The following is a 21,268-nucleotide window of genomic DNA, read 5'->3' on the forward strand; positions in this document are numbered from 1 at the left end:
CCGTTCGACAAGATCTGCTACATCGGCTGCGGCGTCACCACCGGCATTGGCGCGGTGATCAACACCGCCAAGGTGGAAATGGGGTCGACGGCGATCGTCTTCGGTCTCGGCGGCATCGGTCTCAACGTCATCCAGGGGCTCAGGCTTGCCGGCGCCGACATGATCATCGGCGTCGATTTGAACAACGACAAGAAGCCCTGGGGCGAGAAGTTCGGCATGACCCACTTCGTCAATCCGAAGGAGGTCGGCGACGACATCGTGCCTTATCTCGTCAACATGACGAAACGCGGCGCCGACCAGATCGGCGGCGCCGACTACACCTTCGACTGCACCGGCAATGTCAAGGTGATGCGCCAGGCGCTCGAGGCCTCGCATCGCGGCTGGGGCAAGTCGGTGATCATCGGGGTGGCCGGCGCCGGCCAGGAGATTGCCACCCGGCCGTTCCAGCTCGTCACCGGCCGCACCTGGATGGGCACCGCCTTCGGCGGCGCGCGCGGGCGTACCGACGTGCCGAAGATCGTCGACTGGTACATGGAGGGCAAGATCGCCATCGATCCGATGATCACCCACACGCTGCCGCTCGACGACATCAACAAGGGCTTCGAACTGATGCATTCCGGCGAAAGCATCAGGAGCGTCGTGATCTACTGAGCTGCCGACCTCAATCAACAAAGCACCGGAATCGATTGAATTCCGGTGCTTTTTGACTGCTACAGCGCCGCGCGTCTATCAGACGCGCAAAGGACGCTGTAGCACCTTGAATCGCTGCATGTTTTTATCCTTAAATCGGATCCGATTTAAGGAAACATGCAGTAGGAAATGTGTACAAGATGATCTTCGTCGATGCCGACGCCTGCCCCGTAAAGGCGGAAATTCTGAAGGTAGCGGAACGTCACGGCTTCGAGGTGACGTTCGTCGCCAATTCCGGCCTGCGCCCGTCGCGAGACCCGATGGTGCACAACGTCATCGTGTCGGCAGGCTTCGACGCAGCTGACAATTGGATCGCCGAACGTGCAGGAGAAGGCGACATCGTGATTACGGCGGATGTCCCGCTCGCCGCACGCTGCGTCGCGGCTGGTGCCCTCGTTACCGGGCCATCCGGCCGACTCTTCGACAAGAGCAACATCGGCATGGCTACGGCCATGCGCGACCTCGGCGCGCACCTGAGGGAAACCGGCGAAAGCAAGGGCTACAATGCAGCCTTCACGGCAAGGGATCGCTCAGCTTTCCTGGAGGCGCTTGACCGACTCTGCCGCCAAGCCAAAAGATGAGCGCGGAAGGACGCTGGGCCGCGTGATGAAACGGACGACAAGGCTGCGACATTGGCCATTCTATGCGGCGCTCGGCTGCGCCCTGCTGAGCCTGCCGATCTCCCTGGTCCTTGCTCCACGCTTTGCCCTGGAGATCACCGCCATCACGTTCTTCTGTGTTTATCTCATCAAGGCGGCCATGCGGCTCAGGCGGCTGACCGGAAATTATCTCGAACATCATGCGCATGGTACCGACGAACCTGAAGCGGTCATTTTTCTGGTTACGCTTGCCGCGGCTGCCGTCTCGCTGCTGTCGCTCTTCCTGGCTCTCAGTCGGCAGGATCCGGGCTATGGACTCGAACTGCCCCTCGCCTTTGCCTCCGTCGGACTCGGCTGGGCGACGATCCACACCATGGCGGCAATGCATTACGCGCACGTCTATTGGGTACCCGATGAGACGCGTGATCCGATCGGGCCGGCACGCGGACTGATGTTTCCGGAAACGGACACGCCCGGCGGTCATGACTTTCTCTATTTCGCCTTCGTCATCGGCATGACCGCGCAAACATCGGATGTGGCAATCACCACAACGACGATGCGCCGGATCAATCTGGCGCATGCCGTCGTTTCGTTCTTCTTCAACACGGTGCTGGTCGCCGCGGCCGTCAATGCGGCTGTCCAGCTGGCCGGCTGACGCCTCATCCATTTCAAGGAGAGCCTCATGAAAGTAATCTCGCAAAACACGGCCTTTGGCGGCATGCAGGGCGTCTTTTCCCATGACTCGGCCGCCTGCAAGGGTGAGATGACCTTTGCCGTCTATGTACCGCCGCAGGCGATCAGCGAGCCGCGCCCTGTTCTATGGTACCTGTCCGGCCTCACCTGCACCCACGCAAACGTGACGGAAAAGGGAGAATATCGCCGCATGGCCTCGGAGCTCGGCATCATCATCGTCTGCCCGGATACAAGCCCGCGCGGCAGCGATGTGCCGGACGAACTGACTAACTGGCAAATGGGCAAGGGCGCCGGGTTCTATCTCGACGCAACGGAGACGCCCTGGGCCGAGCATTACCAGATGTACACATACATCACGGAGGAGCTACCCGCCTTCGCCAGCCAGCATTTCCGCATGGACATGAGCCGCCAGGGTATTTTCGGCCATTCGATGGGCGGGCACGGGGCGATGACGATCGCTCTTAGAAACCCGGAGCGGTTCAAGAGCTGCTCGGCGTTTGCGCCGATCGTGGAGCCCTCGACGGCCGACTGGTCGGTCGGTGCCTTCGAGAAATACCTTGGCCCCGACAAGACCGCCTGGCGCCATTACGATGCCTGTGCATTGGTCAAGGACGGGGCACGCTTCCCGGAGTTCCTGATCGACCAGGGCAAGGCGGACGGGTTTCTTGAGAACGGCTTGCGCCCCTGGCTTTTCGAGGAAGCGGTAAAGGGGACCGGAATAGGGCTGACGCTGCGGATGCACGAGCGTTACGACCATTCCTACTACTTCATATCGACCTTCATGGACGATCATCTGAAGTGGCATGCCGAGCGGCTCGGCTGAGAAACGGTCGTACGGGATCCGAGCCGAGCATCACGACATGGATTGGAAGCGTGGTTGGCCAGCCGCTTCGACCAAGCGGACGCTTGACTGCGCAAGCCCGTGGTGACCTTCCATGTCGATGACGAGATGCCAGTGGGCGGTCTCGGGGATCATCATGCGCAACGGCGATTTTCGCGCGACGCCGCCAAGGAACTGGTGCTTCAACGTTTCCCTGTAGCGGGTGAAGTTGTCGGCGGTCATCAGCCGGACGTTGGCGACGGCCGACAGCGTCACTTCGATCGTCGTGCCGGCCCTTTGTTCCTTGAGGTCGTAATGGGTATAGTTCAATGCTCTTTTTGTCATCGCCGCCTGGACCGGAAACTTACATAAGACACTTCTCACAATGCTAGCGAGCGCCGCTTAACGAATGGTTTTGCACCAAAAGCGCAACGCCCTTGTCTCGTCACTACGATCTTCATTTCAGCCCCAACGGAAATCGGCTTCATGTTCCATATCCTGCTCGTCGGCGCCGGTGGTGCGCTGGGCTCCATGCTACGTTATCTCGTCGGCCTCTGGACGCTCCATCGGTTCGGTCCCGCCTTTCCCTGGGGCACCTTGAGCGTGAACGTCAGCGGTTCGTTCCTGATCGGTTTCCTGGCGGAGCTGATCATGCACAAGATGGGGGCGTCTCCGGAAATGCGTGTGTTCCTGATCACCGGCGTGCTTGGCGGCTACACCACATTCTCCGCCTTCTCGCTGGACGCAATAACGCTGCTGGAACACGGCCAGCCGGCGCTCGGCATCGCGTATATTCTGGCAAGCGTCGTTCTTTCCATTCTTGCGGTCTTCGCCGGACTGGCCCTGATGCGCGCAATGGTCTAAAGCCAGCAATTCAAAGTGCTGCAGCGTCCTTTGCGCGCCTGATAGGACGCGCGGCGCTGTAGAAGAACAGGATTTTTGCAGATGGCAGGCATAGAACACAGACTGGTGGACGGCGACGAGGCGGGAATGCGCCTCGACCGCTGGTTCAAGGTGCATTTTCCCGGGCTCGGCTTCGGACCGCTGCAGAAGCTGCTGCGCTCCGGCCAGATCCGCGTGGATGGTGCCCGCGCAAAATCCGATACGCGTGTGCAGCCGGGCCAGACGATCCGCATTCCGCCTCTCGGCGTCGATGCCAAGGACACCAAGACGGGCCCGATCGGCGGTCGGGACCTGCGCCATTCGCCTGACGGCGAACTGCTGTCGCGCATGGTGCTCCACGAAGACGCAAAGGTGATCGTGCTCAACAAGCCCGCCGGCCTTGCCGTGCAGGGCGGCTCCGGCGTCAGCCGCCATATCGACAAGATGCTTGAGGCGTGGACGAACCAGAAGGGTGAAAAACCACGACTGGTGCATCGTCTCGACCGCGACACATCGGGCGTCCTCGTCGTCGCCCGCACGCGCGGCGCCGCCCAGCAGCTGACCGCCGCCTTCCGCGAGCGCGATACCAAGAAGACCTATTGGGCCCTGGTCAAAGGCGTGCCGCGCAAGCGCGAGGACCGTATTTCCACGTGGCTCGTCAAGGAGCAGACGCCGGATGGCGATCGCATGCGGATCGCCAAACACGGCGACGACGGCGCGGACCACGCGATTTCCTACTACCGCATCGTCGAGCAGGCCGGGCAGAATCTGGCCTGGCTCGAAATGGAGCCCTATACCGGCCGCACGCACCAACTGCGCGTCCACGCCGCCCACATCGGACATCCGATCATCGGGGATCCGAAATACTTCGAGGCCGATATTAACTGGACCTTCCCCGGCGGCATCCAGAATCGGCTGCATCTGCACGCCCGGCACATCGACATTCCGCATCCGAACGGCGGACGACTGAAGGTCACGGCCCCCCTGCCCCCCCATATGGTGCAGAGCTGGAACCTGCTCGGCTTCGACGAAAATGCCGCCGACGAGGAAGATAGATGAAGCTCGTCCTATTCGATTGCGACGGGACGCTGGTAGACAGCGTCGCGTTGATCCATGAAGTGATGGGCCGCACTTTCGAAGCCTTTGACCATCCCCGCCCGACGACCGAAGCGACCAAGGCAATCATCGGCCTGACGCTCGACATCGCGATCGCCCGCCTGTTGGGCCGCGAGCATGTCGATGAGCGTGCAGTCACAATGACGGCACATTACAAGGAGATCTTCGCTTCAGTGCGGGCTGAAGCAGGGTTTCAGGAGCAACTGTTTCCCGGCATTGCCGAGATGTTGCAGACGCTTGCCGCACGCGATGAACTGCTGATCGGCGCTGTCACTGGAAAATCGCGCCGGGGCCTCACACATATTTCAGCCACACATGGCCTCGACAAGATCTTCTTCGTTTCCCGGACGGCCGACGACTGCCCCTCCAAACCGCACCCGGCGATGGTCATGGAATGCTGTGCGGAGGCAGGCGTTGACGCGAAGGACACGCTCGTGATCGGCGACGCCATCTACGATATGCAGATGGCGAAGGCGGCCGGTGCCGATGCGCTCGGGGTCGCCTGGGGTTACGCAAGCGTGCCGGCTCTGATCGAAGCCGGCGCCGACCACATTGCCCGCACACCGGAAGACATAATCGAATGGATGGAGCGCAATCATGCCTGATATACGCGATGAGTTGAGCGGCGCGTTGAGTCATGAAGATCCGGTACGGCGTGCACAAATCCAGATGCAAAAGCCGCTGGCAAAGCGTTTCTACAAGGAAGTGAGCATCGGTACTGCGGAAGATGGCGGTCAGACCGTGCTTCTTGACGGCCGTAGGCTGCGCACGCCAGCGAAACATCCGCTTGCGGTTCCGACCCGCAAGCTTGCGGAACTGTTGGCGGCCGAGTGGGATGCTCAGTCCGACGTAATCGACCCGGCGGCAATGCCGATTACGCGCATCGTCAATACCGCGATCGACGGTGTGGCGCTCGATCACCGCGCTGTGTTCGACGATATCCTGCGTTTCGTCGGAAGTGACCTCCTCTGCTATCGTGCCGACAGTCCCGATGGGCTGGTTGCACGGCAGAACGCGCTCTGGAACCCGATCCTCGACTGGGCTGCGCAGTCGCTCGGCGCCCGTTTTATTCTGATCGAAGGCGTGATCCACCAGGAACAGCCTCAAGAGGCGATCTCGGCCTATGCCGAGGGCCTGCGCGCCTTCGCGACGCCCCTCGGACTAACGTGCCTGCATACGTTGACGACACTCACCGGATCGGCGCTGCTTGCGCTCGCCTTCGCCATGGGCCGTCTGACGGCAGAGGAAGCCTGGGCTGCCGCTCACGTCGACGAGGACTGGCAGATCGAGCATTGGGGAACCGATGAGGAAGCCTTCCGTCGCCGCGAAAACCGGTGGCAGGAAATGCAGGCTGCGGCAACGGCGCTCGACGCCCTGAAATAGCGTCGAGCATTGCCGCTGCGGCAGTCAATTCCCGCTGCGTTAGAACCGGATGCGCTCACGTGCGTTCGCGCCAACGCTCTATATGTTTGTTTTTGCCGCATTTATGCGACGTCAGGTGATTCCACCTGACTGCAAACTGCCCTAGGCGAAGAGCTTGAGACCGGCAATGCCGGCGACGATCAGGCCGATGCAGCCGAGGCGAATGAGCGTCGCCGGCTCGGCAAAAAGGACGATCCCGAGCACGACGGTGCCGACAGTGCCGATGCCGGTCCATACGGCATAGGCCGTGCCAAGAGGCAGCGAGCGCACAGCAATACCGAGAAGCACGACGCTGAGGATCATCGATCCGACCGTCAGCACGGTCGGCGTGAACCGCGTAAATCCGTCCGTATATTTGAGACCGATCGCCCAGCCGATTTCGAGGAGGCCGGCGAGCAGAAGGGTGATCCAGGCCATTTCCAACTCCTGTTCTGGAGCGAGGCCGTCCCCGCGGATGTTCGGGACAAATCGATCCCGTGCAGCCGTCTGCAATGCGCTGCCTATGCCACGAGAGCGTACTGGCAGCAAGGCGCTTCCCGGAAAGCCTGCCTTGCGGCGGAGTCAAATCTCTCCTTAAGAGTTTCGCTCGCGCCGAAGTTTCGCCCACCATTCGAGCCGCTTGCGAAGCTCGCGTTCGAAGCCGCGCTCAGGCGGGTCATAAAACGTCTTGCGGCCCATCTTCTCCGGAAAATAGTCCTGCCCCGAAAAGGCGTCCGGCTCGTCGTGGTCGTAACGATATCCCTCGCCGTAACCCTCGCCCTTCATGAGCTTTGTCGGAGCGTTCAGAATATGTTTCGGCGGCAGTAGCGAGCCGTTTTCCTTCGCTGCACGCATCGCCGACTTGTAGGCGGTGTAGACAGCATTCGACTTCGGTGCCGTCGCGACATAGATACAGGCTTCGGCCAGCGCCAACTCGCCTTCCGGCGAGCCGAGATAGTCATAGGCATTCTTGGCAGCGTTGCAGATCACCAGTGCCTGAGGATCTGCAAGCCCGATGTCTTCGACGGCCATGCGCACCAGCCGCCTGCCGATATAAAGCGGGTCCTCGCCGGCATCGAACATGCGGCAGAGATAATAGAGCGCGGCATCCGGATCCGAGCCGCGAACGGACTTGTGGAGCGCCGAGATCAGATTGTAGTGCCCATCCTGCCCCTTGTCGTAGACCGGGGCGCGGCGCTGGACGATGTCTTGCAGAGCTGTGGCATCGAAGATTTCATCCCGACGCGCCGCACGCCAGACTTCTTCGGCAAGCGTCAGCACGGCACGCCCATCGCCGTCCGCCATCCGCAGCAGACTGGCGCGGGCGTCCTCGTCGAGCGGCAGGGGCTTACCCTCCGCCTGCTCGGCGCGTTTCAAAAGCTCCTCCAGGCTCGCCTCGTCATGCGGCTTGAAGGTCAAGACACGCGCGCGTGACAGGAGTGCGGCGTTGAGCTCGAAAGACGGGTTTTCCGTCGTCGCGCCGACAAGGATCACCGTTCCGTCTTCCATGACCGGCAGGAAGCTATCCTGCTGGGCGCGGTTGAAGCGATGGATCTCGTCGACGAACAGCAGCGTCTGGCGGCCCGACATCCGCCTGGCACGCGCAGAATCGAACACCTTCTTGAGGTCCGCGACGCCGGAGAAGATCGCCGAGATCTGCTCGAAGGCGAGGCCGGCCTCTCCGGAGAGCAGACGCGCTACGGTCGTCTTGCCCGTCCCCGGCGGCCCCCAGAAGATCATCGATCCCAGCGAACCGGACGCTATCATGCGGGTAAGAGCACCATCTTCGCCAGTCAGGTGCTCCTGCCCCGTGATTTCTGCAAGCGTGCGTGGCCGCAGCCTGTCGGCGAGTGGCCTCGCAGACGCCATTTCCGGTGGTTCGATGGGTGAAAACAGATCGCTCATTTGAAAAATTGTCTGATAACCTGGCCGTCGCGCTCGATCTCGACTCGCCACAGGGATGCGTCCTCGGCCGTGACGCTCTCGAGCGTCTTCGACGTGTCGATCTCCGTGCCGTTGACCGACCGGACAATGTCCTTCGGCTGGAGGCCGATCCGGGCTGCCGGCGAGCCGCGATTGATCTCGGTCACGACGACACCTCGCAGCGAAGTCGGCATCCGCAATTCTTCCGCCAGCCGCGGGGAGAGATTTGCAACGACCGCACCGGCGAAGGGATTGCGCCCTTCGATCAGCCGCTCGTCGCGCGGCGAAGTCTCCGGTGCCCGCTCGAGCTTGAGGACGACATCGCGCGTCTTCCCGTTTTCGGAGATCGTCACACGCGCCTCGTGACCGATACCGACGGTCGTGAGGCGATAGCCGAGCGCGTCCGGGTGTTCGACGGCGATGCCGTTGACCGCGGTAACCACCTGCCCCGGCTTGAGGCCGGCGGCAGCGGCCGGACCGTCGGCAGCGACGGCCGTCACCAATGCGCCACGTGCCCGGTCAAGACCGAGCGCATCGGCCACTTCCGACGTGACCGGTTCAAAGGTGGCTCCGATAAAGGGACGGATGAACGAGCCGCCGCCGCTCTCTGCAGAGGCGACAAAGACCTTGACCAGATTGGCTGGAATCGCGAAGCCGACGCCGTTAGAGCCGCCGCCCCTCGAAAAGATCGCCGTGTTGATCCCGATCAGCTGCCCCTTCATGTCGATCAGGCCGCCGCCGGAATTGCCGGGATTGATGGCCGCGTCCGTCTGGATGAAGAAGCCGAAGTCGCCGGAGTTAATCTGGTTGCGGGCGAGCGCCGATACGATACCGCTCGTCACGGTTTGGCCGACGCCAAAGGGATTGCCCATAGCCAGCACCAGATCGCCCACCTCGACGGCGTCGGAATCGCCGATCGGAATGATGTCGAACGGCCCGTCCGACTGGATCTTCAGGACAGCAAGGTCCACGCGGTCATCCTTGAGCATGATCTTGCAGGGGAGCTCGCGCCCGTCGGCAAGCGCGACCTTGATGTCGTCGGCCCCCTCGATAACGTGGTTGTTCGTGACCACGACGCCGTTCCGGCCGACGATCACGCCAGAGCCGAGCGACGACTGCTTTTCGGTCCTGTTCGGCATGCGTTGTCCGAAGAACTCCTCGAAGAAGGGATCTCCGGAAAAAATCGATCGCCGCTCGACGACCCGCTCTGCATAAACGTTGACCACGGCATTCGCCGTCTGCTTGACCAATGGTGCGAAGGAGAGCTGCATCTCGGCGCGGGATTCGGGCACGGTCTTGCCGTCCTGCGCTACCGCGGGGACGGACATTGCAACGGCTAGGACAAATGTCACCAGTGCTCGACGGCCAAAGATCATATATCAGTTCTCCTTATCGTTGCCGCTACGATCAGATAGGATTTCGCAGGAAAAAAGGCAAACGGCTGAACAGCTGACGCTCACGGACGACACACGAAAACGTGGTTTCCCGCATCTTTTCCAGTGATTGAATCTTTGCTCATCTGATCGCTCGTAACCGCCAATCTATAACGGGGAAACTCCATGCCCGCCTACCGCCCGCCGCGCATCGCTACGTCCGAGATCACGCCCGAACGCTTTTTCCTCAATCGAAGAACATTTCTGGCGACGGCGGCGGGCGGCCTGATATTGGGTGGGGCGACGGCGGCTCGTGCGACCGCCCTCAAGGCATCGCCGGGCCCTTATAAGCTTGATGACGCCATGACGCCCGAGAAAGACGTGACGAGTTACAACAACTACTACGAATTCGGGACGGGCAAAGGCGATCCCTCCGCCAGTTCTGGAAGCTTCAAGCCTTCACCCTGGACCGTAAAAGTCGATGGCCTCGTCACCAAGCCGAAGGAATTCGGACTTGAGGAACTTCTGGCCTTCCCGCTCGAAGAGCGGATCTATCGCATGCGTTGCGTCGAAGCCTGGTCCATGGTGATCCCGTGGATCGGCCTTCCGCTGGCGGGCCTTCTCGACAAGGTCGAACCACTCGGCAGCGCCAAATATGTCGCCTTCGAGACCGTGGTGAGGCCGGAGGAAATGCCCGGCCAGGCCGGCTATTTCCAGCCTCTCGAATGGCCTTATCGCGAAGGCCTGAGGCTGGACGAGGCGCGGCACCCGCTGACGATCCTTTCGGTCGGCCTCTACGGAAAAACGCTGCCGAACCAGAATGGCGCGCCGATCCGGTTGGTTGTGCCCTGGAAATACGGGTTCAAGGGGATCAAATCGATCGTGCGAATCTCGCTGACCGAGACGCCGCCGCCTTGCACCTGGAACCTCGCTGCTCCGAACGAATACGGCTTCTATGCCAATGTGAACCCGGCTGTCGATCACCCGCGCTGGAGCCAGGCGACGGAGAACCGCATCGGCGAAGGCGGCTTTTTCGGTGCCAACCGACGCGACACGCTTCCCTTCAACGGTTATGGAGACGAGGTCGCCAGTCTCTATGCAGGCATGGATCTGACGGCGAATTTCTAACGATGGCATCCCTCCCCACCTTGCCGAAACGCTTTCATGGCCCTTCTGTCTGGGTTCTCTATGCGCTTGGTCTCTGCCCGGCAATATCGGCCTTCTATCTTGGCGCCACCGGTAAACTGCCGGGCAACGCAGTCAAGGAGTTCGAGCACCTGCTTGGCCTTTGGGCGCTGCGCTTCCTCGTCGCGACGCTGACGATCACGCCGATCCGCGATCTTATCGGGATAAACTGGCTGAGATACCGACGCGCGGTCGGCCTGCTCGCCTTCTACTACGTGCTGATGCACTTCCTGGCCTACATGGTGCTCGATCAGACGCTGCGCATCCAGCCGATCATCGCCGATATCGCCCGCCGGCCGTTCATAACCATCGGCATGGCCGCGTTCGCAATGCTGATTCCCCTCGCGATCACATCGAACAATTGGTCGATCCGCCGGCTCGGGCAGCGGTGGAACAAACTTCATCGGCTCGTCTATGTGATCGCGGCTGCCGGCGCTCTTCATTTCGCCATGGCGGTGAAGGTCGTGGGGCCGGAGCAGATGTTTTACCTCGGCCTCGTCGCCCTGCTTGTTGGCTGGCGGGCTGTCCGGACGCGCTTCCTTCGCTGGAGGCGCCAGCAGGTCGTTTCAGGTCGTCCCGCAACAGAAAAAGCGGCCGGGTGACGATCACCCGGCCGCTTCGATTCTTCTGTCGCTAGTTTTGGCGATCAGGCCGCTTCGGCTGCTTCAGCTTCGGCTGCAACGCGAGCGCGGTCCTTCGCACCCTTGGCATCGACATCGCGGTCAACGAACTCGATGACAGCGAGCGCGGCGTTGTCGCCGTGACGGAAGCCTGCCTTCATGATGCGCAGGTAGCCGCCATTGCGGGTGGCATAACGCGATGCGATCGTGTCGAACAGCTTCGAGACGACGGCAACGTCGCGGATCTGCGAGATCGCCTGACGGCGGGCATGCAGGTCGCCGCGCTTGCCGAGCGTGACGAGCTTTTCGACGATCGGACGGATTTCCTTTGCCTTCGGCAGGGTCGTCACGATCTGCTCGTGTTCGATCAGCGAAGCTGCCATGTTGGCAAACATCGCCTTGCGGTGGCTGGCGGTTCTATTCAGCTTGCGGCCGGCTTTACCGTGGCGCATGGCTAGTCTCCTTTACTTGCAGGCATCCGCCTGCAGTCTATTGGTTAGTATTGGTCTTCGTAACGCTTGGCGAGATCTTCGATGTTCTCCGGCGGCCAGGACGGCACTTCCATGCCGAGGTGCAGGCCCATGGAAGCGAGAACTTCCTTGATCTCGTTGAGCGACTTGCGACCAAAATTCGGCGTGCGGAGCATTTCTGCTTCCGTCTTCTGAATGAGGTCGCCGATATAGACGATGTTGTCGTTCTTCAGGCAGTTGGCCGAACGGACGGAAAGCTCCAGTTCGTCGACCTTCTTGAGAAGCGCCGGGTTGAAGGCGAGTTCGGTAACTGCCTCTTCCTCTGCTTCCTTGTGCGGCTCTTCGAAGTTGACGAAGACCGACAGCTGATCCTGAAGAATGCGCGCCGCAAATGCGATCGCATCTTCGCCGGTAACCGAGCCATCGGTTTCGATGGACATCGTCAGCTTGTCATAGTCGAGAACCTGGCCTTCACGGGTGTTTTCCACCTTGTAAGAGACCTTCTTGACCGGAGAGTACAGGCTGTCGACCGGAATGAGGCCAATCGGCGCGTCTTCCGAGCGGTTACGGTCAGCCGGCACATAGCCCTTGCCATTGTTGACGGTGAACTCCATGCGGATCTCGGCGCCCTCGTCGAGCGTGCAGATCACATGGTTCGGGTTGAGGATCTCGATGTCGCCAACCGTCTGGATGTCACCGGCCGTTACAACGCCGGGGCCCTGCTTGCGCACGACCATGCGCTTTGCGTCGTCGCCATCCATCTTGATGGCGATTTCCTTGATGTTGAGCACGATGTCGGTCACGTCTTCCCGGACGCCCGGGATAGAGGAGAACTCGTGCAGCACGCCGTCGATCTGCACCGCGGTGACGGCAGCACCGCGCAGCGACGACAGAAGCACGCGGCGAAGCGCGTTGCCAAGCGTCAGACCAAAGCCGCGCTCAAGCGGTTCCGCGACCAGCGTTGCCTTGGTGCGGCCGGAGGAGGCGAACTCCACCTTGTTCGGCTTGATCAATTCCTGCCAATTTTTCTGGATCATGTTTTCTGCCTTCCGTTCGTTGCCACCATCCAATCGTGACAACCGAGCCCCGAAGACCGGGAGAGCGCCTGGACGCCCTCACCGGGATGTTGAATGCAAATGATCAGACGCGGCGCTTCTTGCGCGGGCGGCAGCCGTTGTGCGGGATCGGGGTCACATCGCGGATCGAGGTGATCATGAAGCCCGCAGCCTGCAGAGCGCGAAGCGCAGATTCACGACCCGAACCCGGACCGCAAACTTCCACTTCCAGCGACTTCATGCCGTGTTCCTGAGCCTTCTTGGCGCAGTCTTCAGCGGCGATCTGAGCGGCAAACGGGGTCGACTTACGCGAACCCTTGAAACCCTTTGCACCGGCGGACGACCAGGCGATTGCGTTGCCCTGCGCGTCGGTGATGGTGATCATCGTGTTGTTGAACGACGAATTGACGTGTGCGACGCCAGACGTGATGTTCTTGCGCTCGCGGCGGCGAACGCGGGTGGCTTCCTTGGCCATTGGATCCCTTTCTTAGATCTCTGCACCGCCGTAATTCCAGCGGCTCCACCGGGAAAAGGATTGTTCGTCCCCTGCCCTGCATCTTCACTTCTTGCCGAGCCAGCACGCCGGCCCGACGGATATTCGCTGAACCGATCCCGGTCCCGCGATGGTCAGGCGACACCGCCTTCCCAAACTGCAAAAGGAGGCCGGCGCACGACGCCAGCCTCCCGATTTCCCCTTTCGGGAAATTACTTCTTCTTGCCGGCGATCGCCTTGGCCGGACCCTTGCGGGTGCGGGCATTGGTGTGCGTGCGCTGACCGCGCACCGGCAGGCCGCGACGATGGCGAAGACCACGGTAGCAGCCGAGGTCCATCAGGCGCTTGATGTTCATCGCCGTTTCGCGACGCAGATCACCTTCGACCTGGTAATCGCGGTCGATCGTCTCGCGGATCTGAAGAACTTCAGCGTCCGTAAGCTGGTGTACGCGACGGTCGGACGGGATGCCGACCTTCTCGATGATTTCCTGCGCGAATTTCGGGCCGATCCCGTGAATGTAGGTCAGCGCGATGACGACGCGCTTTGCCGTCGGGATGTTGACGCCAGCGATACGTGCCACGTCTATTCTCCTTGCGTTCCAGTTGCCATCCGGCAATAGGTGCTTCGTTACGCGACCTCGAAGAGCCGCACGTTAATTGAGGTTCGAGACACGTCAAAAACGACCGTACCCGGACTTCGTTGCTTTGAAGACCGCGCCGATCGCTTCTCATGTCGCGAGTTGACGCTGTCTTTGGAGGAATCGGCCGGAAAAGTCAACTCCCCCGGCGGTTCCATTTTGGCAAAGACAAATGCCTAAGCCAGAATCTTCTCGATTTCAGCGGTGACCGTATTCACGTCCGCCATGCCGTCCACAGTCTTCAATTGACCGGTACCGGCATAGTATTCCGACAACGGCGCCGTCTTCTCGCGATATTCCGTCAAGCGACGCTTGAAGGCTTCCGGATTGTCGTCGGAGCGAACGGTGCCGCCGGCCGCGACGGTTTCCGCTACGCGATTCTCCATCCGCCGTACAAGAGCTGCCTCGTCGACTTTCAGCTCGATGACGGCATCGAGCTTCAAGCCCTTGCTTTCGAGCATCCGGTCGAGCGCCTTGGCTTGCGGGACGGTGCGCGGATAACCGTCGAGGATAAACCCCTTGGCGCAGTCCGGCGCGTCGATGCGGTCAGAGACGATTTCATTGACGATCTCGTCGGAAACGAGCTGGCCGGCGTCCATGACGGCCTTTGCCCGCTTGCCCACTTCGGTCGCCTGAGCCACGGCCGCGCGCAGCATGTCGCCTGTGGAAAGCTGCGGAATGCCGTATCTCTCCGTCAGAAGCTTGGCCTGTGTACCCTTGCCAGCGCCCGGCGGGCCTAAAAAAATCAGTCTCATCGTCCCCTCTTTCCTCCGCGCAGCTTCGACTTCTTGATCAGCCCCTCATACTGCTGAGCAATGAGGTGACCCTGGATCTGTGCTACCGTATCAAGGGTGACGCTGACAACAATCAAAAGCGACGTACCACCAAGGTAGAACGGCACGCCGGTCTGCGAGATGAGGATTTCAGGCAGGATGCATACGAAGATCAGGTAGATCGCGCCGATCACGGTGATGCGCGTCAACACGAAGTCGATGTATTCGGCCGTCCGTTCGCCCGGGCGAATGCCCGGGATAAAGCCACCGTGCTTCTTCAGATTGTCCGCGGTGTCTTTCGGATTGAACACGATCGCGGTGTAGAAGAAGGCGAAGAAAGCAATCATGCCGCCGTAGAACAGCATATAGAGCGGCTGGCCATGACCGAGCGCGCTGACGATCGCCGTTGCCCAGCCCGGCAGCGTCGCAGTGTTGGCGAAGCCAGCCAGAGTCGCCGGCAAGAGCAGCAGCGACGACGCGAAAATCGCCGGAATGACGCCCGAGGTGTTGAGCTTCAGCGGCAGGTGCGACGTATCGCCCTGGAACATCCGGTTGCCAACCTGGCGCTTCGGATACTGGATCAGCAGTCTGCGCTGTGCACGCTCGACAAAAACGATCAGCGCGATCACTGCCACGACCATGATGATGATGGCGAGAATGAGCGGCGTCGAGAGCGCCCCGGTGCGGCCGAGTTCGAGCGTTCCGGCGAGCGCGGTCGGCAGGTGCGCGACGATGCCCGCGAAAATGATCAGCGAAATGCCGTTACCGATGCCGCGCGAGGTGATCTGCTCGCCCAGCCACATCAGGAACATCGTGCCGCCGAGAAGAGAAATTACCGTCGAAATGCGGAAGAACCAGCCCGGATCGATGACCAGGCCGTTGCCGCTCTCCAGCCCGATGGAAATGCCGTAGGCCTGCATTGCGCCGAGGAGCACCGTGCCATAGCGGGTATACTGGTTGATGATCTTGCGGCCCTGCTCGCCTTCTTTCTTCAACTGTTCGAGCGCCGGCACGACCGAGGTCATGAGCTGCACGATAATCGAAGCGGAAATATAGGGCATGATGCCGAGCGCGAAGATCGCCATGCGCTCAACCGCGCCGCCCGAGAACATGTTGAAGAGGCCAAGAATGCCCCCGCTCTGGCCCTGGAAGGCCTGCGCAAACGCATCCGGATTGAGGCCGGGCAGCGGGATATAGGTGCCGAGGCGATAAACCAGAAGCGCGCCAAGGGTGAACCAAAGACGCTTTTTCAGATCCTCCGCCTTGGCGAAAGTTGAAAAATTCAGGTTCGAGGCAAGCTGTTCCGCTGCAGAAGCCATGCGATTCTCCGCGTACCAAATTTCGGAATCAGCGGGAAAACCCGGTCAGTTCCGGAAAGAGAAGTCTTCGTTCTTGAAAACCGGACGCGAGGCGATTGTCGCTGCAATCGGATGCCTCACCGTGGTTTCCGTTATGTCCGATGCAGCGAGCGATTCGCCGCCTCGAACGTGAGGCTCACATATGGGAGCAAAACCGCCCAGAGTGAAGCACCCCGGGCGGTTCATCAGTCACATTATTCTGCGGCTGCTGCAAGCAGCTTGACCGAACCGCCGGCCTTTTCGATCTTCTCGATCGCCGACTTGGACGCGCCGGCAACTTCGAGCGAAACCTTCGCCTTCAGTTCGCCGTCAGCGAGAACGCGAACACCGTCCTTCTCGCGGCGGATAATGCCGGCAGCCTTGAGAGCAGCGGCATCGACGGTCTTCGACGCGTCGAGCTTCTTGGCATCGACGGCAGCCTGGATGCGGCCGAGCGACACGACAACGAACTCCGAAGCGAAGATGTTGTTGAAGCCGCGCTTCGGCAGGCGACGGTAGATGGGCATCTGACCGCCTTCGAAGCCATTGATGGCAACGCCCGAACGAGCCTTCTGACCCTTTACACCGCGGCCGGCGGTCTTGCCGGAGCCGGAACCGATACCACGGCCAAGACGCTTGCGGTTCTTGGTCGAGCCTTCGTTGTCCTTGATTTCATTCAGTTTCATTTCTGGATCCCCCTCACTTCTCGTCGACGACGCGAACGAGGTGCTGGACGGCCCGGATCATGCCGCGAACGGCCGGAGTGTCTTCCAGCGTGCGAACCCGGTGCATCTTGTTGAGGCCCAGGCCGATGAGCGTCTGACGCTGCACGGCCGGACGGCGAATGGGGCTACCGATCTGCTCGACGGTAACCGTCTTCTTGGCAACTTCTTTCTTAGCCATCAGTCAGCTCCCTTATTCTTCGGAAGCAACGCCGGCGGAAACGCGGCGGGCCTGGAGCGTGGCGTACTTCATGCCGCGCTGTGCCGCGATGTCCTTCGGGTGCATCTGGTTCTTGAGCGCGTCGAACGTCGCGCGAACCATGTTGTAAGGGTTCGACGAGCCGGTCGACTTGGCGACGACGTCGTGAACGCCGAGCGTTTCAAAGACGGCGCGCATCGGACCACCAGCGATGATACCGGTACCGGCCTTGGCCGAACGCAGCAGCACCTTGCCGGCGCCGTGACGGCCATGGACGTCGTGATGCAATGTGCGGCCACCACGCAGCGGGACGAAGATCAGGTCGCGCTTGGCGGCTTCCGTTGCCTTGCGGATGGCTTCCGGCACTTCGCGCGCCTTGCCATGACCGAAGCCAACGCGGCCCTTCTGGTCGCCGACGACGACGAGCGCTGCGAAACCGAAACGACGACCGCCCTTCACCACCTTGGCGACGCGGTTGATCGCGACGAGCTTATCGACAAATTCGCTGTCGCGCTCTTCGCGGCTCTGGCGATCTTCGCGAGAGCCTCTTTTTTCTTGTGCCATTGTCCTCTTCCTTTTTCTTTTCCGGGTGCAATCGGCAGATTGACGAAGGCCGCTTCACTTCCTTCGAAATCGAAGCGGCCGGGGTATTACGAAGCCGGATGCCGCCCGAGCGTTGCGGCTCGGGCGGTGAACCTTAGAAGTTCAGGCCGCCTTCGCGAGCTGCCTCGGCCAGCGCCTTGATGCGGCCGTGGTAGATGAAGGCGCCACGATCAAAGACAACGTCCTTGACGCCCGCCTTGGAAGCGCGCTCTGCGAGGAGCTTGCCGACAGCCGTAGCGGCCGCCGTATCAGCACCGGTCTTCAGCGAAGACCGCAGATCTGTGTCGAGGGTCGATGCGGAAGCAAGCGTCTTGCCGGCAACGTCATCGATGATCTGCGCATAGATGTTCTTCGACGAGCGATGAACCGACAGGCGCGGGCGGCCATTGGCGACCGCCTTGATTTGACGGCGCACGCGGCTGGCGCGACGCACAAGAGTATCTTTCCTGCTAGCCATTTCGCGTGATCCTTACTTCTTCTTGCCTTCTTTGCGGACAATCCGCTCTTCGGCATACTTGACGCCCTTGCCCTTGTAGGGCTCGGGGCCGCGGTATTCGCGGATTTCCGCGGCAACCTGGCCGACCTGCTGCTTGTTGATGCCGGTGACGACGATTTCCGTCGGCTTTGGCACAGCGATCGTGATGCCTTCCGGAGTCTGATAGACCACGTCGTGGCTGAAGCCGAGCGCCAGCTGCAGGTTCTTGCCCTGCATCGATGCGCGGTAACCGACGCCGTTGATCTCGAGCTTGCGCTCGTAGCCGTCCTTCACGCCCTTGAAGATGTTCTCGATCATCGTGCGGGACATGCCCCACTTCGAACGAGCATCCTTGCTCTCATTGAGCGGCTGAACGACAACCGTGTTGTTTTCGAGCTTCACCGATACTTCGTCGTTTGCGACGAAGAACAGCTCGCCCTTCGGACCCTTCGCCGTTACCTTCTGGCCATCAACGCTAGCCGTGACGCCTGCCGGAACTTGAACGGGTTTCTTACCGATACGAGACATTTTTTTACCTGTCTGTTCGCTATGGAGATCCTGCCCGGCCTTAGAAGACCGAGCAAAGAACCTCGCCACCAACATTCTGTTCGCGTGCCTGATGATCGGCCATCACGCCCTTCGGGGTCGAAAGGATGGTGATGCCGAGGCCGTTCGCGACCTGCGGAATGGACTTGACCGAGACATAGACCCGGCGGCCCGGCTTGGAGACGCGTGCGATCTCGCGGATCACGGACGAGCCTTCGTAGTATTTCAGTTCGATGTTCAGCTCGGACTTGCCGTTGCCGAATTCGACTTCGGAGTATCCACGGATGTAGCCTTCGGCCTGAAGCACATCCAGAACGCGTGCGCGGAGCTTGGAGGCCGGCGTCGAAACGCTGGACTTGCGGCGCGCAGCGCCGTTGCGGATACGGGTGAGCATATCGCCCAAGGGATCAGTCATTGCCATGTGCCCGTCTCCTTACCAGCTCGACTTGACCACGCCCGGCACCTTGCCGAGGTTGCCCAGTTCGCGAAGCGCAATACGCGACATACGAAGTTTGCGATAGTAGGCACGCGGGCGGCCGGTCACTTCGCAACGATTGCGGATGCGGGTCTTGGAGCCATCACGCGGCAGTTCTGCCAGCTTGAGGGTTGCCTTGAACCGCTCTTCGATCGGCAGAGACTGGTTCATGATGATTGCCTTCAATGCAGCGCGCTTGGACGCTTGCCCGGCAACCAGTTTGCGGCGGCGCTTGTTCTTTTCAACTGCGCTCGTTTTCGCCATAACAGTTATCCTTCTTTACGCTTGTCGTTACGGATTACTGACGGAACGGGAAGTTGAACTCTGTGAGCAGAGCGCGAGCTTCGTCGTCGTTAGTTGCCGTCGTGCAAACGATGATGTCCATGCCCCACATCTGATCAACCTTGTCGTAGTTGATCTCAGGGAACACAATGTGCTCCTTGATGCCCATGGCGAAGTTGCCACGACCATCGAAAGACTTCGGATTGAGGCCACGGAAGTCGCGAACACGCGGAAGGGCGATGTTCACGAGACGATCCAGGAACTCGTACATCCGAACGCCGCGCAGGGTAACCTTGGCACCAATCGGCATGCCCTCGCGGACCTTGAAGCCAGCGATGGAGTTGCGAGCGCGGGTGATCACCGGCTTCTGGCCAGCAATCGCAGCGAGGTCGGCAGCTGCAACGGTCGGCTTCTTGGAGTCGCCGGTTGCTTCGCCAACACCCATGTTGATGACGATCTTGTCGAGGCGCGGGATCTGCATTTCGTTGGCGTAGGAGAACTTCTCCTGCATCGCCTTGCGGATGCGCTCTACGTATTCCTTCTTGAGCCGCGGCTCATAAGCGGTCTTAGCCATCGATCACTACTCCCGAACGCTTGGCCACGCGGACCTTCTTGTCACCTTCGATCTTGAAGCCGACGCGGGTCGGCTTGCCGTCCTTGGGATCGGCGACCGCGATGTTCGAAAGATGGATCGGGGCTTCCTTGTTGATGATGCCCGCTTCCTGGCTCTGGGTCTGGCGCTGGTGACGCTTCACCATGTTGACGCCACGCACGACAGCCCGGTCTTCCTTCGGCATGACCTGAATTACTTCGCCGGTACGGCCCTTGTCCTTACCGGTGAGAACGACAACCTTGTCGCCTTTGCGAATCTTTTGCATCTCTCAACGCTCCCTTAGAGTACTTCCGGAGCCAGCGAGATGATCTTCATGTGGTTCTTGGCGCGGAGTTCGCGCGGAACCGGTCCGAAGATACGGGTGCCGATCGGCTCTTTCTTGTTATCGATAAGAACGGCTGCGTTGGTGTCGAAACGGATGACGCTGCCATCCGGACGGCGGATGTCCTTCGCCGTGCGAACGACAACAGCCTTCATGACGTCACCCTTCTTCACGCGGCCGCGCGGAATGGCTTCCTTGATCGAAACGACAATGATGTCGCCGATCGACGCATACTTGCGCTTGGAGCCGCCCAGCACCTTGATGCACATGACACGACGTGCGCCGGAATTATCCGCCACGTCGAGGTTTGTTTGCATCTGAATCATGTCAGGTCGCCTTCTTGTTGTTACCAGGCCGGTTGGGTCGAAACCCCCTCGCCCGGCTTATTGTGCTCATCTCAAAGCAAAAGAACGCCCGGACTCGAGCGTTCCTCAGCTTTAATTGCGTGCTTCATACAGATATTTGCCCGAGACGCAAGGGTCTCGCGGCCAAAACCTGCAGAAATCAAGCCTGGGCGGAAACCACCGTCCAGCGCTTGTCCTTCGAGATCGGCGCGCATTCCTCGATGGAAACGACGTCACCGACCTTGTACTGGTTGTTCTCGTCGTGAGCCTTGTACTTCTTGGAACGACGAACGGTCTTCTGGAGGATCGGGTGCGCAAAGCGGCGCTCGACCCTGACGACGACGGTCTTGTCGTTCTTGTCGCTGACGACGGTGCCCTGCAGAATGCGTTTCGGCATATTTACTGGTCCTTAGGCCTTGGCTTCTGCCGCCTTCTGGCGGGCAATTGTTTTAATGCGTGCGATGTCCTTGCGGACTTCGTTGATACGCGAAGACTTCTCGAGCTGGCCGGTCGCCTTCTGAAAGCGCAGGTTGAACTGCTCCTTCTTCAGCTTGGCAAGCTCTTCGTTGAGTTGATCGGCGCTCAGAGCGCGAACATCTGCGGCTTTCATGAGCTTCAC

The 21,268-nt window shown here is 60.6% G+C and carries 32 protein-coding genes; 10 read left to right on the forward strand and 22 right to left on the reverse strand.

From position 1 onward, the window contains the following. From GHK62_RS26845 to fghA, 4 genes are all read left to right on the forward strand, one after another. Positions 1 to 651 (forward strand): zinc-binding dehydrogenase (locus GHK62_RS26845; RefSeq protein ID WP_153442036.1); only part of this gene is annotated, 651 nt, incomplete at its 5' end. Positions 652 to 830: 179 nt separating this feature from the next. Then, the gene (locus tag GHK62_RS26850; protein WP_153442037.1) at positions 831 to 1,271 is read left to right on the forward strand and encodes a YaiI/YqxD family protein; all 441 of its coding nucleotides are present in this window, start codon (positions 831 to 833) and stop codon (positions 1,269 to 1,271) included. 25 nt (positions 1,272 to 1,296) lie between these two features. Then, a complete protein-coding gene (locus tag GHK62_RS26855) occupies positions 1,297 to 1,944 on the forward strand; it encodes a DUF1345 domain-containing protein (protein WP_153442038.1) in 648 nt (215 codons plus the stop codon). A gap of 27 nt (positions 1,945 to 1,971) precedes the next feature. After that, a complete protein-coding gene (gene fghA, locus GHK62_RS26860; RefSeq protein WP_153442039.1) occupies positions 1,972 to 2,805 on the forward strand; it encodes an S-formylglutathione hydrolase in 834 nt (277 codons plus the stop codon). Positions 2,806 to 2,835: 30 nt separating this feature from the next. Here fghA and GHK62_RS26865 read toward each other — a convergent pair whose 3' ends face one another. After that, complete coding sequence (locus GHK62_RS26865) at positions 2,836 to 3,147, reverse strand: DUF1883 domain-containing protein (protein ID WP_153442040.1); 312 nt, start codon at positions 3,145 to 3,147, stop codon at positions 2,836 to 2,838. A 141-nt stretch (positions 3,148 to 3,288) separates the two neighbouring features. Here GHK62_RS26865 and crcB point away from each other — a divergent pair, with 141 nt between their 5' ends. The 4 genes from crcB to GHK62_RS26885 all read left to right on the forward strand — a co-directional run bounded on the left by crcB (position 3,289) and on the right by GHK62_RS26885 (position 6,183). Further along, the gene (gene crcB, locus GHK62_RS26870) at positions 3,289 to 3,666 is read left to right on the forward strand and encodes a fluoride efflux transporter CrcB (RefSeq protein ID WP_153442041.1); all 378 of its coding nucleotides are present in this window, start codon (positions 3,289 to 3,291) and stop codon (positions 3,664 to 3,666) included. An 81-nt stretch (positions 3,667 to 3,747) separates the two neighbouring features. Continuing rightward, positions 3,748 to 4,743, forward strand: coding sequence for an RluA family pseudouridine synthase (locus tag GHK62_RS26875; protein ID WP_153442042.1), 996 nt, complete (start codon positions 3,748 to 3,750; stop codon positions 4,741 to 4,743). After that, complete coding sequence (locus GHK62_RS26880) at positions 4,740 to 5,405, forward strand: HAD-IA family hydrolase (protein ID WP_153442043.1); 666 nt, start codon at positions 4,740 to 4,742, stop codon at positions 5,403 to 5,405. The genes GHK62_RS26875 and GHK62_RS26880 overlap by 4 nt, the downstream gene beginning before the upstream one ends. Then, positions 5,398 to 6,183, forward strand: coding sequence for an ATP12 family chaperone protein (locus GHK62_RS26885; RefSeq protein ID WP_153442044.1), 786 nt, complete (start codon positions 5,398 to 5,400; stop codon positions 6,181 to 6,183). Before GHK62_RS26880 ends, GHK62_RS26885 begins: the two co-directional genes overlap by 8 nt. 141 nt (positions 6,184 to 6,324) lie before the next feature. Here the strand turns inward: GHK62_RS26885 and sugE are convergent, their stop codons facing one another. From sugE to GHK62_RS26900, 3 genes are all read right to left on the reverse strand, one after another. Next, positions 6,325 to 6,639 (reverse strand): quaternary ammonium compound efflux SMR transporter SugE, encoded by a 315-nt coding sequence (gene sugE, locus GHK62_RS26890; RefSeq protein ID WP_153442045.1) that lies wholly within the window; start codon positions 6,637 to 6,639, stop codon positions 6,325 to 6,327. Between the two features lie 156 nt (positions 6,640 to 6,795). Continuing rightward, positions 6,796 to 8,106: a replication-associated recombination protein A gene (locus GHK62_RS26895; protein ID WP_153442046.1), complete on the reverse strand. Its 1,311-nt coding sequence runs from the start codon at positions 8,104 to 8,106 to the stop codon at positions 6,796 to 6,798. Further along, positions 8,103 to 9,500: a DegQ family serine endoprotease gene (locus tag GHK62_RS26900; RefSeq protein ID WP_153442047.1), complete on the reverse strand. Its 1,398-nt coding sequence runs from the start codon at positions 9,498 to 9,500 to the stop codon at positions 8,103 to 8,105. The genes GHK62_RS26895 and GHK62_RS26900 overlap by 4 nt, the downstream gene beginning before the upstream one ends. Positions 9,501 to 9,683: 183 nt before the next feature. On the opposite strand from GHK62_RS26900, the gene msrP reads away from it, so the two are divergent. Beyond that, positions 9,684 to 10,625, forward strand: a complete 942-nt coding sequence (gene msrP / locus GHK62_RS26905; RefSeq protein ID WP_153442048.1) for a protein-methionine-sulfoxide reductase catalytic subunit MsrP — start codon at positions 9,684 to 9,686, stop codon at positions 10,623 to 10,625. A gap of 2 nt (positions 10,626 to 10,627) precedes the next feature. After that, positions 10,628 to 11,284 (forward strand): protein-methionine-sulfoxide reductase heme-binding subunit MsrQ, encoded by a 657-nt coding sequence (msrQ, locus tag GHK62_RS26910; protein WP_153442049.1) that lies wholly within the window; start codon positions 10,628 to 10,630, stop codon positions 11,282 to 11,284. A 44-nt stretch (positions 11,285 to 11,328) separates the two neighbouring features. On the opposite strand, the gene rplQ is transcribed toward msrQ, so the two are convergent. The 18 genes from rplQ to rpmC all read right to left on the reverse strand — a co-directional run bounded on the left by rplQ (position 11,329) and on the right by rpmC (position 21,259). Then, complete coding sequence (gene rplQ, locus GHK62_RS26915; protein ID WP_136504367.1) at positions 11,329 to 11,754, reverse strand: 50S ribosomal protein L17; 426 nt, start codon at positions 11,752 to 11,754, stop codon at positions 11,329 to 11,331. Positions 11,755 to 11,798: 44 nt separating this feature from the next. Then, a complete protein-coding gene (locus tag GHK62_RS26920; RefSeq protein ID WP_136504366.1) occupies positions 11,799 to 12,809 on the reverse strand; it encodes a DNA-directed RNA polymerase subunit alpha in 1,011 nt (336 codons plus the stop codon). A gap of 103 nt (positions 12,810 to 12,912) precedes the next feature. Continuing rightward, positions 12,913 to 13,302, reverse strand: a complete 390-nt coding sequence (rpsK, locus tag GHK62_RS26925; protein WP_003536496.1) for a 30S ribosomal protein S11 — start codon at positions 13,300 to 13,302, stop codon at positions 12,913 to 12,915. A gap of 230 nt (positions 13,303 to 13,532) precedes the next feature. After that, positions 13,533 to 13,901, reverse strand: coding sequence for a 30S ribosomal protein S13 (gene rpsM, locus GHK62_RS26930; RefSeq protein WP_136504365.1), 369 nt, complete (start codon positions 13,899 to 13,901; stop codon positions 13,533 to 13,535). A gap of 233 nt (positions 13,902 to 14,134) precedes the next feature. Beyond that, positions 14,135 to 14,713: an adenylate kinase gene (locus tag GHK62_RS26935; RefSeq protein WP_153442051.1), complete on the reverse strand. Its 579-nt coding sequence runs from the start codon at positions 14,711 to 14,713 to the stop codon at positions 14,135 to 14,137. Then, the gene (secY, locus tag GHK62_RS26940) at positions 14,710 to 16,050 is read right to left on the reverse strand and encodes a preprotein translocase subunit SecY (RefSeq protein ID WP_153442052.1); all 1,341 of its coding nucleotides are present in this window, start codon (positions 16,048 to 16,050) and stop codon (positions 14,710 to 14,712) included. The genes GHK62_RS26935 and secY overlap by 4 nt, the downstream gene beginning before the upstream one ends. Positions 16,051 to 16,283: 233 nt before the next feature. After that, positions 16,284 to 16,754, reverse strand: a complete 471-nt coding sequence (gene rplO, locus GHK62_RS26945; protein ID WP_153442053.1) for a 50S ribosomal protein L15 — start codon at positions 16,752 to 16,754, stop codon at positions 16,284 to 16,286. A 13-nt stretch (positions 16,755 to 16,767) separates the two neighbouring features. After that, complete coding sequence (gene rpmD, locus GHK62_RS26950; protein ID WP_026617379.1) at positions 16,768 to 16,971, reverse strand: 50S ribosomal protein L30; 204 nt, start codon at positions 16,969 to 16,971, stop codon at positions 16,768 to 16,770. 12 nt (positions 16,972 to 16,983) lie between these two features. Next, a complete protein-coding gene (gene rpsE, locus GHK62_RS26955) occupies positions 16,984 to 17,553 on the reverse strand; it encodes a 30S ribosomal protein S5 (RefSeq protein ID WP_153442054.1) in 570 nt (189 codons plus the stop codon). A 133-nt stretch (positions 17,554 to 17,686) separates the two neighbouring features. Next, positions 17,687 to 18,049 (reverse strand): 50S ribosomal protein L18, encoded by a 363-nt coding sequence (rplR, locus tag GHK62_RS26960; protein ID WP_136504360.1) that lies wholly within the window; start codon positions 18,047 to 18,049, stop codon positions 17,687 to 17,689. Between the two features lie 12 nt (positions 18,050 to 18,061). Further along, positions 18,062 to 18,595 (reverse strand): 50S ribosomal protein L6, encoded by a 534-nt coding sequence (gene rplF / locus GHK62_RS26965; RefSeq protein WP_153442055.1) that lies wholly within the window; start codon positions 18,593 to 18,595, stop codon positions 18,062 to 18,064. A 40-nt stretch (positions 18,596 to 18,635) separates the two neighbouring features. After that, complete coding sequence (gene rpsH / locus GHK62_RS26970; RefSeq protein WP_136504358.1) at positions 18,636 to 19,034, reverse strand: 30S ribosomal protein S8; 399 nt, start codon at positions 19,032 to 19,034, stop codon at positions 18,636 to 18,638. 12 nt (positions 19,035 to 19,046) lie between these two features. Further along, positions 19,047 to 19,352 carry a 30S ribosomal protein S14 gene (gene rpsN / locus GHK62_RS26975; RefSeq protein ID WP_153442056.1) on the reverse strand — a complete coding sequence of 102 codons (306 nt, stop codon included), beginning with the start codon at positions 19,350 to 19,352 and terminating at the stop codon, positions 19,047 to 19,049. Between the two features lie 34 nt (positions 19,353 to 19,386). Beyond that, on the reverse strand, positions 19,387 to 19,944 hold the full coding sequence (gene rplE, locus GHK62_RS26980; RefSeq protein ID WP_136504357.1) for a 50S ribosomal protein L5: 558 nt from the start codon (positions 19,942 to 19,944) through the stop codon (positions 19,387 to 19,389). Continuing rightward, positions 19,937 to 20,248 (reverse strand): 50S ribosomal protein L24, encoded by a 312-nt coding sequence (gene rplX, locus GHK62_RS26985; protein ID WP_136504356.1) that lies wholly within the window; start codon positions 20,246 to 20,248, stop codon positions 19,937 to 19,939. The genes rplE and rplX overlap by 8 nt, the downstream gene beginning before the upstream one ends. Before the next feature lie 14 nt (positions 20,249 to 20,262). After that, a complete protein-coding gene (gene rplN, locus GHK62_RS26990; protein WP_012707761.1) occupies positions 20,263 to 20,631 on the reverse strand; it encodes a 50S ribosomal protein L14 in 369 nt (122 codons plus the stop codon). Between the two features lie 178 nt (positions 20,632 to 20,809). Then, on the reverse strand, positions 20,810 to 21,046 hold the full coding sequence (gene rpsQ / locus GHK62_RS26995; protein ID WP_018239490.1) for a 30S ribosomal protein S17: 237 nt from the start codon (positions 21,044 to 21,046) through the stop codon (positions 20,810 to 20,812). 12 nt (positions 21,047 to 21,058) lie between these two features. Beyond that, positions 21,059 to 21,259, reverse strand: a complete 201-nt coding sequence (rpmC, locus tag GHK62_RS27000) for a 50S ribosomal protein L29 (RefSeq protein ID WP_153442057.1) — start codon at positions 21,257 to 21,259, stop codon at positions 21,059 to 21,061. Positions 21,260 to 21,268: the final 9 nt, after the last annotated feature.

The sequence above is a fragment of the Sinorhizobium terangae genome (assembly GCF_009601505.1).
Taxonomy (GTDB): domain Bacteria; phylum Pseudomonadota; class Alphaproteobacteria; order Rhizobiales; family Rhizobiaceae; genus Sinorhizobium; species Sinorhizobium terangae.